Here is a 13,467-nt window from a genome sequence, read left to right on the forward strand (position 1 = left end):
GTGACAGGTCAATTCTCAGGGCGGGGTGAAATTCCCCACCGGCGGTAAATCGTGTCAGCGACATGAAAGCCCGCGAGCGCCCGCCAGATTCTGGCGGGGTCAGCAGATCTGGTGTCATCACATCCTAGCGTGACTATTCCAGAGCCGACGGTGTTGCCATTTAGATGGCTCAGTCCGGATGAAAGAGAATCAGATTGCCGCCAGGCGATCCGCTTAGTGATATGTATCTGCCAGTGGCAGAGACACCGCTATTCCTTTCTTTGCCCTGATTCTGGAAAACCCAAGCCGTAATTTAAGGATTTTTACCATGAATCAGTCATTATTAGCGCCTTTTGGTACCCCGATTGAAAGAGTCGAAACCGCCCTCGAAGCATTGCGTCAAGGCCGCGGTGTTTTAGTGGTCGACGATGAAGACAGAGAAAACGAAGGCGACCTAATCTTTGCCGCCGAGAGCTTGACCAACGCCCAGATGGCGATGCTGATCCGCGAATGCAGCGGCATTGTCTGTCTCTGCCTTACCGACGAGAAAATCAAGGCGCTGCAGTTGCCGCCCATGGTGGAAAACAACTCCAGCCAATTCGGCACCGCCTTTACCGTAAGCATTGAGGCCAAAGTCGGAGTCACGACCGGGGTTTCCGCTGCCGACCGGGTGACCACTATCAAGACCGCCATTGCCGACAACGCCAAACCGGAAGACCTGGCCCGCCCTGGGCACGTCTATCCGCTGCGGGCTCAGCCCGGTGGTGTGATGACCCGCCGCGGTCACACAGAGGGCACTGTGGACTTGATGCAACTGGCAGGCCTAAAACCCGCCGGAGTGCTGTGCGAAGTGACCAATCCGGATGGCACCATGGCCAGACTGCCACAAATCATCGCTTTTGGCGCCCAACACAACCTGCCGGTTCTCTCCATCGAGGATATTGTCAGTTATCGCGAATCTCTGCTGGCCAACGCAGGCTAATAAACCAGCACTCCCTAACTATTTGATCAAAAGCGGCTACATAGCCGCTTTTGTTTTAAACAAACCGGCAAACTAGGTTACAACAAGGCTTACATTAACCCTCCTCTTTTTAAGGTTTATTTTCGTGACCTAGATTAGAAATCCTTGAATAACGGGTCGCCCCCTGATAGGCAATGTGTTACTTATCGAGAGTTATTGCCTGTATCCCAATAGCTTACAGGCAGGTCTTTATCAGTTAGGATTTCGAGGAGAGCCATAGGTGTTAAGCCAACTGAGCCTAAAGCGCAAATTACTCTTGTTTGCCTTAGTGCCTGTTTTGGTTCTCAGCCTACTGGGTTGTGTACGTTTATTTGAACTGCTGCATAACTATCGTTTGGCCAACCAAAGTTATCATGCCGTCGAGGTAGGACGTCGTCTGGCCGATCTCATCTATGAATTGCAGCAGGAACGGGGTCTCAGCGCCGCCTATATCGCCTGCGATGGTAAGTGCTTTGCCGATAGTCTCCAGGTGCAGCAGCAGCGAGTATCGGCACAGATAACCGCCCTGCAAAACTCTCCCCACTTATTGCAACTCACTGAACAACTGTCTTCTGCAGCCCAGCACCTGCTACAAACCAAGCTGGAAGCTCTGCGGCTCGGCAAGCAGGCGCTGGAAAATAACCGGCGCGAACTCTTGAGTCGCAATGAAAGCGACGCACTGAATTTCTATTCCGACTTCAACTACGAACTCCTGTTGGGTATTGCCAATCTGCAATCCCTGTCGAGCAATGTGCAACAGGCCAGAGCCTATGCCGATCTGGCTGCACTGTTGCGGATTCAGGAGTTGGCGGTGCGTGAGCGCGGCCTGATCAACGGCATGCTGCTGAAACGTCAGTTTGATACCGACAGTTATGAACAGCTGTTGGCATTAATAACAGAGCAAGATCAGAGCATAGATCTGTTCCGCGCCAGTGCCATAGCGGAACACAAACAACGCCTGGAAGCTATGCTGCTGGACAGTAAGAGTCAGACATTGAATAACGTCAGGGAACAACTGCGCCAACAAGATGCCATAACGCGTCAGGCGCACAAGTTCAGCTCCCAGCTGGGTTATGGTGGCCTATTGCATGAATTTAAAAACTTTCTTCTTCGGGGAGAAAGCAGATACCAACAAGACTTCTATATCAAACTTGAATCACTGGAGCAGATCCTCAATAAACTAAGCTCAAACTGGGTGATCAGCAGTACTCAGCAACTGGCGATTGCCCAAATCAGGGACAAACTCAACGAATATCGCCACAAGATGCAGCTGATAGCATCCATGCAAAGCCGGGGGGCCAAGGTGAAAGAGATAGACTCCCTGGTGCAAATTTCCGACGATCAGATGCTCAATGCTCTGAAGGCCCTGACCCAACCCAAGCCACCTGTGACTCCCGAAGTCTGGTGGCAGTTGACCAGTGAAAGGATCCGCCAAATGGATGCCATTGCCGACAGTGTTTCCGATGATATTCTCAATCTTTCCAACGCTCAGCGCAGTCAGTCGCTGCGCCTTATTGCCCTCTATCTCCTTTCAGCCGCCGTCACTATCGGCCTGCTGTTGTTTCTTGGCCGGGCCCTGAGTCACAATCTGCTCAGGCGTATCTATGCTATAGCCAACAACATGCGCTTGATGACCAAGGATCCTAATCTGGATCTGGATATCAAGGTCGAGGGTAAGGATGAATTGGCCGACATGGCCAAGGCTCTGGGACAAATGCTTAATGAAAGGCAAAAATCCTATCAACAGTTGAAACAGGCCGCTGCGGTATTCGACTACTCAGGCGAGGGGATTGTCATCACAGATGCCAATAACCGTATTGAACTGGTCAACCCGGCATTCAGCCGCATTACCGGTTACAAGCTGGAAGAGGTCAAGGGCAAGAATCCTTCAATACTCAACTCCTATCGCCACGATGATGCCTTCTTCAGTAATATGTGGGATAGCCTGCTGACCAATAACAAATGGGAAGGCGAGATCTGGAATAAGCGCAAAGACGGTGAAATTTATCCTGAGTACTTGGCCATCACCCTGGTTAGAGACGATAACAACAATATACTCAAACACATAGGTTTGTTTGTCGATATCAGCCACCGTAAAAAATACGAGCAGGACATCTGGTATCAGGCTCATTTCGATATTCTGACCAAGCTGCCTAACCGCAAGATGTTCAACGAGCGGCTGCACCACGAGCTGTTACAGGCCCGTATTCATGGTCACAAACTGGCAATTCTGTTGATCGATCTCGACAGGTTCAAATATATCAATGATGTACTGGGCCACAAACGCGGTGATCTACTGTTACAACAGGTGGCGAGAAGATTGGAGTCACTCCCGGATGAACAGAAGTTTGTCGCCCGCATAGGGGGCGATGAATTTGCCGTGATCTTGCCACACTATAAGAATGATGCCGCCCTGACAGCAGTAGCCGACAGAGTAAAAGCCCTGTTCGGCAATAGCTTCGATATCGATGGTCAGGACACCCTGATCTCGGTCAGCTTTGGTATAGGTGTCTATCCCGAGGACGGCGATGACATAGATGCCTTGACCCGCAACACAGAAACCGCCATGTACAGCGCCAAAGACAACGGCCGCGACAACTACCAGTATTTCACTCCCAGCATGAACGCCAGCATGCTGGAGCGCTTGCAGTTGGAGCAACATCTAAGAAGCGCCGTGTTGCATCAAGCGTTTTGCTTGCATTATCAACCCATAGTTTCTATGGAAACCGGCCAAATCACCTCTGTCGAGGCGTTGATACGCTGGAATGACCCCGAATATGGCTGGGTTTCGCCGGAGAAATTCATTCCTATCGCAGAGAACAACGGCCTAATAGAGCCGATAGGCGAATGGGTACTGGAACAAGCACTGAAAGACCTAAGCCATTGGCATGCCAAGGGAATAAAGCTGGATATGGCGATCAACGTCTCCAGCCGCCAGTGTATCAATGTCAGTGGGGTACGCTTCGACACCTTGCTGGCCGACGCCATCAAACGTCACGGCATAGCCGCCGAGAGACTGCACATAGAAATCACCGAATCCATGTTGCTGGACGACAGTCCCCATTGTTTGGAGGTGCTCAACAGCATTCGCCAACTCGGGGTGACGATTCATATGGATGATTTTGGAACCGGCTTCTCCTCCTTGAGCTATCTGCGTAAGTTCCCTATCTCAGTGATCAAAATCGACAAAAGTTTTGTCGATAATGCCTTGGTGAATGAGGCCGATGCCAGCCTAGTGCGGGCAATAGTCATGATGGGCAAGAGCCTGGACTTACAACTGGTGGCAGAAGGCATAGAGACCCGCGCGCAATGGATCTTGCTCAAGTCCATGGGCTGTGATTTTGGCCAGGGCTATCTGCTTTCAAGACCGCTGCCGGCCAAGAGCCTGACTCCGATCCTCGCTCAGGGTGAAACTTTCATTCGTCAGCTTCTGGCATAAAAAAGCAGCCTTAAGGCTGCTCTTGTCATCAGCGGATAGCCTTAAGCCATCTGTGCATTCATCACTGTCTCGCCACCTTCGCTCGCCAGTTGCATCAGGTCCTTGTCCACCAGGAACAGCGCCTTGCCATCCTCGCCCACCAGGCGGATCTTGTCGACAATCGACTTGAATAGCTTCTCTTCTTCGTGCTGCTCGGCCACATACCACTGCAGGAAGTTGAAGGTAGAATAATCTTGAGTCGTGAAGGCGGTATGAGCCAAAGCATTGATCTTGCTGGTGATCAGCTGCTCGTGCTCGTAAGTGTACTCGAACAGGGACAGCAGGGATTCAAAATTGGCCTTTGGAGCTTCAATGGCGCCCAGCAGAGGCATGCCACCGGTTTCACTCACATAGGTGAACAGACGGCGCATATGCTGCATCTCTTCATCGGCGTGATCCCGCAGGAACTTGGCCGCGCCTTCAAAGCCTTTGTCTTCACACCAGGCGCTCATCTGCAGATACAGGTTAGAGGAGAAAAACTCCATATTGATCTGCTCGTTCAACTTATCAATCATGGCTTGTGCCAACATATCCTTGCCTCTCATTTCGGGTATCTGTTTCATGGGCGCTATTGTTATCAAGGGACACAACAAATGCAAGAATCTTTACCTAACGCAATGATTTATAATGAAAACACTTTTCATTTAACTTGAATTCTCATTTGCTATTTGGCGCAATCCGCTGACTGTAAAAGGAAAAGCCTGCACCCAGTGCACGAAAACTGGCATGCAGATCATAGTCATCCACTTTCAGCGTGGCATAATAGCCAACCAGGTTCAGTAATAGCTCAAATAAGGTTGCTCTATGTCCAAGCCGCAAGACGTCTGTGCCCATCCAGGGCTGATGCATCCGGATCTCGCTCTGCCCCTGCTACTCGAGCAGGTCACCCCGTTGGAAGATACCGAAACCGTGCAACTGTCGGATTCTCTGGGACGAGTATTGGCAGAAGACTTGGCCAGCAGCATAGACTTGCCGCCGTTCGATAACTCGGCGATGGACGGCTACGCCTATCGTTATGCCGACCTGCCCGAGAAGGCCAGCCTGAAATTACTGGGTAGCTCCTTTGCCGGCCACCCTTTTGAAGGCCAATATCAGCCAGGCGGCTGTGTTCGCATCATGACTGGCGCTCCTGTGCCTGCGGGTTTCGATACAGTGCAGATGCAGGAGAAAACCGAAGCCAATGGCGAGCAGATCACCATAGAACCTTGCAAGCAGGCCGGAGACAATGTGCGTGGCCGCGGCGAAGAGCTGCTGGCCGGCACCAAGGTCCTCAGGGCCGGCACTCTGATAGGTGCTGCCGAAATGGGGGTGATGGCCACCATAGGTATCAGCAGCCTTAGAGTGATCCGCAAGGTTAAAATCGCTTTCTTCTCCACCGGTGATGAATTACGCCCCGTGGGTTCAGAGTTGGCGCCCGGTCAGATCTATGACTCCAATCGCTACTCGATTCAGGGCCTGCTCAGCCGCGCCGGTGTCGAGTGGCAGGATCTTGGGGTGATTGCGGATGATCCTGAGGCTATCCGTCAGGCGTTTCGCAACGCCTCAGCCAGCGCCGATATGGTGATCACCTCAGGTGGTGTCTCGGTCGGTGAGGCCGACTTCACCAAGCAGATCCTCGATGAGGAAGGCAAAATAAGCTTCTGGAAACTGGCGATCAAGCCGGGCAAACCCTTTGCCCTCGGCCACATAGGCAAGGCAGTGTTCTGCGGTCTGCCGGGCAACCCGGTTTCATCCATGGTGACTTTCTACAAGCTGGTGTGGCCTTTACTGCATAAACTGCAGGGGCTGCCACAACCAACCCCGCTACTATTGGATGCTAAATTGACCGCCCCTATACGTAAACAGCCAGGACGGGTGGAATACCAGCGCGGTATTCTGAGCCGCAACCAGGATGGAGAACTGGAAGTGGCGGTCACCGGCTCACAGGGTTCAGGCATGCTGACCTCCATGAGCCTGGCTAACTGTTTTATTATTCTGGAGCAGATGCAGGGCGACACACCTGCTGGTACCAGAGTCACGGTTGAACCCTTTAACAGCGTGCTGTGCTGAGGCCGATATGAGCGACGAGATACTCACAGATGCCGAGATGTTGCGCTACAGCCGGCAGATCTCCATCAAGGCAATGGACATTGAAGGGCAGGAGAAGCTCAAACAGGCCAAGGTGCTAATGATAGGTGCCGGTGGCCTAGGCTGCGCTGCCGGTCAGTATCTGACTGTAGCCGGGGTCGGCAAGTTGACCCTGGTGGACTTCGATACTGTCGAACTGTCCAATCTGCAGCGCCAGGTACTGCACCAGGATGACAATATAGGCCAGCCCAAGGTGGAATCGGCCAAAGAGAGCCTGAGTGCGCTCAATCCCCATGTGCAGATAAATGCCATCAATGGGGTGTTGGATGATCCCGAATTGGATCAACTGGTTGTCGAGCACCATCTGGTGCTGGACTGCACCGACAATGTTGCGGTGCGCGAACAGCTCAATCGCAGCTGTTTTCGGCATAAGGTGCCCTTAGTGTCTGCCGCTGCCATCCGTATGGAAGGGGTGATCTCCGTCTTCGGCTATCAGCAACAAATGCCTTGTTACCACTGTTTCAGCAGCCTGTTCGGCGAGCAGCAGCTCAGCTGTGTCGAGTCGGGCATTTTAGCGCCGGTAGTTGGTATGATGGGCTGCCTGCAAGCAGTAGAAGCCATCAAGGTGATCAGTGGTATTGGCAAACCACTCTATGGTCGTTTGCTGATGTTCGATGCCATGACCATGGAGTTTCGCGAGATGAAGCTGCCGCAGATCTCCAACTGTCCCGTCTGCGGTTGAACAGATATAACAAGAGGCTGCCTGGGCAGCCTCTTTAATTTTCAGTATTTTTACTTGGCGTTAAGCCAGTCAGACTCAGGCAATACCCTGTCGACAATCCGGATCTCGGCAATATCACCGCGGAACAGATCGGCCACCTCACCGTCCCAACTGGAGGCCCCCACCATCCATTCACCGCCGGGAATACTCACCAGCCCATGCTGCTCGGCTTCGGCGGTACGCATTACCCTGGAGTTATCCACATACATGGTGGCGTATTGGCCGTCATTGACTATAGCCACGTGATACCAATAATCCCTGTCCACTTCCCATGACCAATTGCTGGGCCCCACGCCATTGCTGGAGGTGGAGATCCACTGAAACTCCTTGAGACTGGAAGCAGTCAACGCCAGCGAAGGATCGCCGCCGCCACAATCCAGCTTATGGTGTTCACACACCTGGCTCTGGCTGGGTTTATGAGCAAAGACTGCGCCCCAGGCATTTTCCGATGCCTGCCATTCTGGTGCCAGGCGCACTATCATCTCTACCGTATACTGCGGCAGAACACCCGCCTGACCATCGGCAGAAACCAGCGTCGGTGCCTGGCTGGAGAGGTAATAGCCGCCCTGGGTATTGCCGCCCTTGAAACGAGCCGCCCCAGTGGCGTGGCCAAAGCCAGGAGCTTCATCGAGCAGTTCAAACAATTGCTCCTGAGTGCCACTGCTGCCCCCCTTGGCCTTGAGGCTCAAGGTATTGCCGCGCCCGGATAGATCCATAAACAGCACCTTGGTCGGATCTGTGCTGGTTAACTTGTGCTCAGCATCGAATATCCAGTAAGCGAGTGTTCCTTCAAGCTTACCCGGGCCTTCGGTTTCCACTTCCTGATTCAGCTTGGCAAAACGTTTTTCAAAGTCCAGCGGCTGTTCAAATTCCCAGCGTTGCAGCACATCCTGCGGCTGCCTCTCTGCCTCCGGGATGGCAGCTACCCAAGGTGAGAATGAACGGAACTGCAACCGCTTGTTGGCTTCATCGAAACTCACCAGTTGCAGCATACCGTTGCCACCCCAGAATCCCGATTGATAGTCCACCAAGATCATGACCACATCGCGGCCATAGCGGTTCTTGGCCACCATCTTGGCCTCACCATGGTGATGGCCGTTAAAGGTGAGGAAGATCTGGTCATTGTCTTTGATCAACTTGTCCCACAGCATGGCGCCATTGTCGGTAAATATGGCGTTGTTGCCATCATCGGCCACATTTAATAACTGATGGGTAGTGAGTATGGTTGGTGTTTCCGGGTGAGCATCCAATACCGACTGTGCCCAGGCGATGCTGGCCGCCGAGGTACGCCAATCGAGCGCCAGCAACAGATACTCGCGCTCACCGCCCTTGAAGAGGTGATAACTGTTGAAGCCGGTGGCATCCGCCCCCTGGAAACTGGCAAAGTTATTTTGCTGCAAAGACGCCGGGAAATGCTTGAGGAAAGGCTCTGCCGCCAGGGTTCTGTCGCTGTCGAGGTTACTGTTGATATCAACCCCGGACTGACGGTAAGCCAGCACATCATGGTTACCCGCCAATATGCTGTATGGAGTGGCTGGATTGGCCTCCAAAATGCTCATGGCCGCGCGGGCATTGAGCCATTCCTGCTCTGAGTCAGGCAGGTCAACCACATCCCCCAGATGCGCCGTAAAAACGATATTTTGTTGCTGGTAGTTATCGGCAATCCATTGAGTTTGAGCATTGTAGCGCTCGGGATTATAGCGGGAGTACTTCTGGGTATCGGGCATGACCACCAGAGTATAACTCTCGGCTGCGGCTTGAGTGCCACTGTCGCTATCTGAGTTACACCCGGTCAGGCCAAGCACGGCGCCCAGAACCAGTGCTCCAATTGAGTAACGCATTAAATCTCTCCAGTTCAGGCTAGTAAGAAAGTCTGAATTTAAACAAGGACAGATGAAGCAAAATAAATACTTTTATTTCAAAATCATTAAGTTACAACAAAACACCAAAATAAACATATTGGCAACATAAGTCACTATTGCAGCAAGTGCTTGATGGTTGGAAAATGTCGTACAGAGTTTTGGGTGATAGCGGCTTGTTGAGCTTAATATTTTTCTATATTGTGTGGCGCTTTCATCTCGCCTGACATCCACAAACAAGGAAATTTCCCACTATGGACAATAGCCTGCGACGCAACTTTGGCACAGATAAGGGCCAGATCAGTGCCGGCAAATACAACCTGGTCGTTGGCCTGACTCTGATCTGGGGTTTTGTGGTCAACTATCTGATGGTGTTGAATATCGATCCCGAAATCATCGCCACGATTCCAATCTGGTTGTTCTTTATCGGCTACTTCGTCTGCTGTATGGCAGGCGTCTATCTGTTTGAAACGTCAAAGATGCCTGCCGTCAGCTTTCTCGGCTACAACCTGGTCGTTGTTCCCTTCGGCCTGATAATTAACCTGGTGGTCAGCAGCTATGACCCAACTCTGGTGTTGGAGGCACTGCGGATAACGACTATCGTGACTCTGGCAATGATGATATTGGGCACCCTATTTCCCGCCTTTTTTGCCCGCATAGCCGGCGCCCTGGCCATAGCCCTGCTGTTGGTGATCATTGTCGAACTGGTGGAACTATTTATCTTCAAGAGCCATCACGGCATTACCGACTGGATAGTGGTATTGATCTTCTGCGGCTACATTGGCTATGACTGGGGCCGAGCCAACGCCAAGGAAAAGACGGTCGACAACGCCATCGACAGCGCCGCCGCGCTTTATATGGATATCATCAACCTGTTCCTGCGGATCCTGAGCATTCTGGGAAGAAGAAATTAACCCATGCGTTTACTCTTGCTGTTGCTGCTGTCTATGGCTTTTTGCTCTCTGAACGGTGATAGAATTCCCGGACGCAAGCCAAGTGTAAAGCTCCAGAACCAGGATAGGTTTTGCATCTAAGCGCTATCTTGTTCGGTTCGTGATGAACCAAAGCTCGATAGCGCGAATAACGATCTGCTTTCAATTTTGAAGCTAAGGAAGGTGTCGGCAATGAAGAAACGTTATGGCTTTATCCTGCTGCTACTGCTGATCTTTGTCGGTGCCCTGATCCCGGAAACCCCACAGGTGCCGGTTCACCAAGCCAGCGCCAAAGACTGGCATAAAGACAGTTTCTGGTATTATCCCTGGGGCACCTCAGGGGTACACAAGGGCATAGACATCTTCGCCGCCCGCGGCACTCAAGTGCAGGCCCCGACGCCCATGCTGCGCCTCTATCAAGGGGAGTGGCGTCTCGGCGGCAAGGTGGTGCTGGCCTTGGGGCCAGGCTGGAAGTTGCATTATTTCGCCCATCTGGACAGCCTGGAGCCGAACGGTCTATATCTACCTCAGGGCAGCAAACTGGGCACAGTCGGCGACTCGGGCAATGCCAAAGGCAAGCCGCCCCATCTGCACTACAGCATAGTCAGCCTGATGCCCATGCCTTGGTTGATGGATGACGCGCCCCAGGGATACAAGAAGGCGTTTTATCTCAATCCTGTGACCTATCTGGCGCCCCGCTGAGTGCCTGCTGCCTGAGCCATTCGAGAAACACCCTGACTCTGTGGCTCTGCTCGCGGCCGGGAGCCGGCAGCAGCCGATAACTGAGTCCAGGCAACACCTTGCCCGGCAAGCAAGGTTTCAACCAACCCCGCTCCACCAAAGAGGCCACCAGCACAGAACTGGCAAGCGCCAGGCCTTCACCGGCCAGAGCGGCCTGCACCAGGTGATCCTCCTGGGTAAACTCCAGCAATCTGGCACCCTTGAACTCGTGATAGGTCTGTTGCCATTGCTGCCAATCGAGCCCGTCGAGAGCCGGGTTCTGCCAGCGGGTCTGCAACAGCGTCACCTGAGGTTGCTTGCTCTTGAGATAACCGGGACTGGCGTAAATGCCGAAGGTCTCACTGAACAGCACCTCTTCGCCTTCTGCCGCTTTGCCGTAGCGTATGCAGAGATCTGTCTCACCCAGAGGGTCGCTAGGCTGCAGCCCCTCATCGCTGCTGACCGACACCCGAATATCGGGGAAACGCTGCTGAAAGTCCGGCAATCGCTGCGCCAGCCATAGGGCGGCAAAGCCATGGGTGGTGGAAACTCTCAGCTGGTTTGGTGTCACTCCCAAACGTTCAATCCCCTGGGCTATACCGAGCAAGGCCTGGCGGCAGGATTCTGCCAACTCGGCTCCGGCCGGTGTCAGTGATACCGCCCGGGTCTGGCGGATAAACAAGCGGGTGTCCAGCTGAGTCTCGAGATTTCTTATCTGATGGGAAACGGCAGTCGGAGTCAGGCTCAACTCCTCCGCAGCCAGCTTGAAGCTCAGATGCCTGGCGGCGGCTTCGAACACTCTCAAGTTATTCAGTGTGGGTAAATGGGCAAACATTGCGATCAAATAAGTGAATTTTACTCATCTATAAGTGAGAAATGACCCTTTGTCAACTCGAGCGGTATTCCAGATAGTTATGCCCTGAGCAAACAAACGGAGAAAGTGATGAAAACCCTTTTAAGAATAGATGCCAGCGCGAGAAGAACCGACAATGACAAGCCCAGCTATAATTCGATTTCCAAGTCGTTGGCGCAGCTATTTTGCGATCACTGGCAAGCCCAAAATAATCTATCAGAATTCATCTATCGTGATCTGGGTGACCAAGTACCGCCGGCCATCACCCAAGATTGGATTGCCGCCGTATTCACTCCGGAGGAACACCAAAGTACAGAGCAGCAACGGCTGCTGGCACTGTCGGACTGCCTTATCGACGAGCTGCAGCGGGCCGATATCATTCTGATCTCAACGCCCATGTACAACTATGGCATGCCGGCGGCACTCAAGGCCTGGTTTGATCAGGTCATACGCAGCAACCGCACATTCAGCTTCGACTTAAAGCGCGGCGATTTTCCGCTGCGGCCGATACTCAGCGGCAAAAAACTGGTTTTGGTTTACTCCTGCGGCGAATTTGGCTTTAGTGAGAAAGGCATTCGCGCCGGAATGAATCACCTGGGTCCCCATATCAAGACCCTGAGCCACTATCTTGGGGTGGAGCAGTTTTATGAAGTGCGCAGCGAATACCAGGAGTTTGCCGACGAGCGCCATCAGGCTTCCATCAAAGCGGCCAGCGCCTCACTGACGGAGCTGGCCCTAAAAATTTAGCAATCAAACCACTGCGTTTGAGAAACCAAACCCCGGATTGGCCGCGAACAAAGACCGGCCAATGCCGCAGTCTCAGCGCTTGTTCTCAGTCCTTGGTTACGACCCAGAGCGCATGCAGCAGCCCGGGGAACCAGAAGAACAGACAGAGAATGATATTGATCAGCAGGTCTTTACCGGCACCCGCTTTGAGAAATACCGCCACCGGCGGCAATAAAATGGCGATGATGACGAGCAAGAGTTTGTTGGTATCCATGGTATGACTCCTGGCGAGGAATTAAAGGGACAACCCATTTAACTTGGCAGCATGATGCCCAGCTTGCAACCTTTTCCCTTCCACCGAGAGTGAACCTAAATGTCAGCTACCAGTATTTATTTGCGCTTGGGCCAGTGCAAATCCCAGGGTTGCTTAAGCGTTTGCAACTGACTCAAAACGCCCGGCTGCATAAAAGCCTCGCCCTGCGATGGTAAACTCAGGTATCTGAGCACTTGCCCGCGCCATACAAACTCCAGCGCATAAGCGTGCAGGTAGCCACGGTCGGCATCAACAGCGCTGCCGCCATAGAGAGTATCCCCCAGAATCGGCACTCCCAGGCTGGAAAGCGCCACCCTCAGCTGATGGGTCTTGCCGCTGTGAGGCTTGAGCAGATACAAGCGCAGCCCTTCGGCGACCGACCAGGAAAAGAACTGGGTAACGGCCGGGTTATCGGTGGAACGCAGCAGTTTATACTGGCTACGGCGGGACTTGGCCATATCACCTATGATCCAACCCTGTTTCTTACCCGGTTTACCCTTGGCCAACGCCAAATAATATTTCTGCACCTTGTGTTCACTGAACATGCGGGTAAATTCGGCCGCCGCCTCGGATGAACGGGCCAACAGCAATAGGCCGGAGGTCAAGGTATCTAGCCTATGTACAGGATAGAGCTTATAGCCCAATTCTCGCTCGGCACTGGCCACTAAACCTGTCTCACCGTGCTGGCTGTGAAAATGAACCCCGGGCCGCTTGTCCAGCAGGATAAAGTCGGGCTCTGTGGCTATCACTGAATACATG

At 52.9% G+C, this 13,467-nt stretch carries 12 protein-coding genes and 1 riboswitch; of the genes, 7 read left to right on the top strand and 5 right to left on the bottom strand.

The window, feature by feature from the left end; translation table 11 throughout:
- Positions 1 to 7 precede the first annotated feature (7 nt).
- Positions 8 to 194, top strand: a riboswitch (FMN riboswitch).
- Between the two features lie 113 nt (positions 195 to 307).
- Both ribB and CX650_RS03885 read left to right on the top strand, forming a co-directional pair.
- Positions 308 to 961, top strand: coding sequence for a 3,4-dihydroxy-2-butanone-4-phosphate synthase (gene ribB / locus CX650_RS03880; RefSeq protein WP_101095069.1), 654 nt, complete (start codon positions 308 to 310; stop codon positions 959 to 961).
- A gap of 259 nt (positions 962 to 1,220) precedes the next feature.
- Positions 1,221 to 4,418: an EAL domain-containing protein gene (locus CX650_RS03885; RefSeq protein WP_101095070.1), complete on the top strand. Its 3,198-nt coding sequence runs from the start codon at positions 1,221 to 1,223 to the stop codon at positions 4,416 to 4,418.
- Between the two features lie 41 nt (positions 4,419 to 4,459).
- On the opposite strand, the gene ftnA is transcribed toward CX650_RS03885, so the two are convergent.
- A complete protein-coding gene (ftnA, locus tag CX650_RS03890) occupies positions 4,460 to 4,987 on the bottom strand; it encodes a non-heme ferritin (protein WP_028780740.1) in 528 nt (175 codons plus the stop codon).
- Between the two features lie 274 nt (positions 4,988 to 5,261).
- On the opposite strand from ftnA, the gene moeA reads away from it, so the two are divergent.
- Both moeA and moeB read left to right on the top strand, forming a co-directional pair.
- Positions 5,262 to 6,506, top strand: coding sequence for a molybdopterin molybdotransferase MoeA (gene moeA, locus CX650_RS03895; protein ID WP_039034625.1), 1,245 nt, complete (start codon positions 5,262 to 5,264; stop codon positions 6,504 to 6,506).
- Positions 6,507 to 6,513: 7 nt separating this feature from the next.
- Positions 6,514 to 7,266: a molybdopterin-synthase adenylyltransferase MoeB gene (moeB, locus tag CX650_RS03900; RefSeq protein WP_101095071.1), complete on the top strand. Its 753-nt coding sequence runs from the start codon at positions 6,514 to 6,516 to the stop codon at positions 7,264 to 7,266.
- A 50-nt stretch (positions 7,267 to 7,316) separates the two neighbouring features.
- Here the strand turns inward: moeB and CX650_RS03905 are convergent, their stop codons facing one another.
- On the bottom strand, positions 7,317 to 9,146 hold the full coding sequence (locus CX650_RS03905; RefSeq protein ID WP_101095072.1) for a LamG-like jellyroll fold domain-containing protein: 1,830 nt from the start codon (positions 9,144 to 9,146) through the stop codon (positions 7,317 to 7,319).
- A gap of 272 nt (positions 9,147 to 9,418) precedes the next feature.
- Between CX650_RS03905 and CX650_RS03910 the strand changes: the two genes are divergently transcribed.
- The gene (locus CX650_RS03910) at positions 9,419 to 10,078 is read left to right on the top strand and encodes a Bax inhibitor-1 family protein (RefSeq protein ID WP_039034623.1); all 660 of its coding nucleotides are present in this window, start codon (positions 9,419 to 9,421) and stop codon (positions 10,076 to 10,078) included.
- Positions 10,079 to 10,288: 210 nt separating this feature from the next.
- Positions 10,289 to 10,798, top strand: a complete 510-nt coding sequence (locus tag CX650_RS03915; RefSeq protein ID WP_101095073.1) for a M23 family metallopeptidase — start codon at positions 10,289 to 10,291, stop codon at positions 10,796 to 10,798.
- Here CX650_RS03915 and CX650_RS03920 read toward each other — a convergent pair.
- Positions 10,767 to 11,651 carry a LysR substrate-binding domain-containing protein gene (locus CX650_RS03920; protein WP_071476339.1) on the bottom strand — a complete coding sequence of 295 codons (885 nt, stop codon included), beginning with the start codon at positions 11,649 to 11,651 and terminating at the stop codon, positions 10,767 to 10,769. The two genes, CX650_RS03915 and CX650_RS03920, sit on opposite strands and share 32 nt — an antisense overlap.
- 108 nt (positions 11,652 to 11,759) lie before the next feature.
- Between CX650_RS03920 and CX650_RS03925 the strand changes: the two genes are divergently transcribed.
- The gene (locus tag CX650_RS03925; protein ID WP_101095074.1) at positions 11,760 to 12,416 is read left to right on the top strand and encodes an FMN-dependent NADH-azoreductase; all 657 of its coding nucleotides are present in this window, start codon (positions 11,760 to 11,762) and stop codon (positions 12,414 to 12,416) included.
- An 85-nt stretch (positions 12,417 to 12,501) separates the two neighbouring features.
- Here the strand turns inward: CX650_RS03925 and CX650_RS03930 are convergent, their stop codons facing one another.
- A complete protein-coding gene (locus tag CX650_RS03930) occupies positions 12,502 to 12,669 on the bottom strand; it encodes a YqaE/Pmp3 family membrane protein (protein ID WP_039034620.1) in 168 nt (55 codons plus the stop codon).
- A 116-nt stretch (positions 12,670 to 12,785) separates the two neighbouring features.
- Positions 12,786 to 13,466, bottom strand: coding sequence for a TIGR01621 family pseudouridine synthase (locus CX650_RS03935; RefSeq protein ID WP_101095075.1), 681 nt, complete (start codon positions 13,464 to 13,466; stop codon positions 12,786 to 12,788).
- Between the last annotated feature and the right edge of the window lies 1 nt (position 13,467).

The organism is Shewanella indica, from assembly GCF_002836975.1.
Classification (GTDB): Bacteria; Pseudomonadota; Gammaproteobacteria; order Enterobacterales; family Shewanellaceae; genus Shewanella; species Shewanella indica.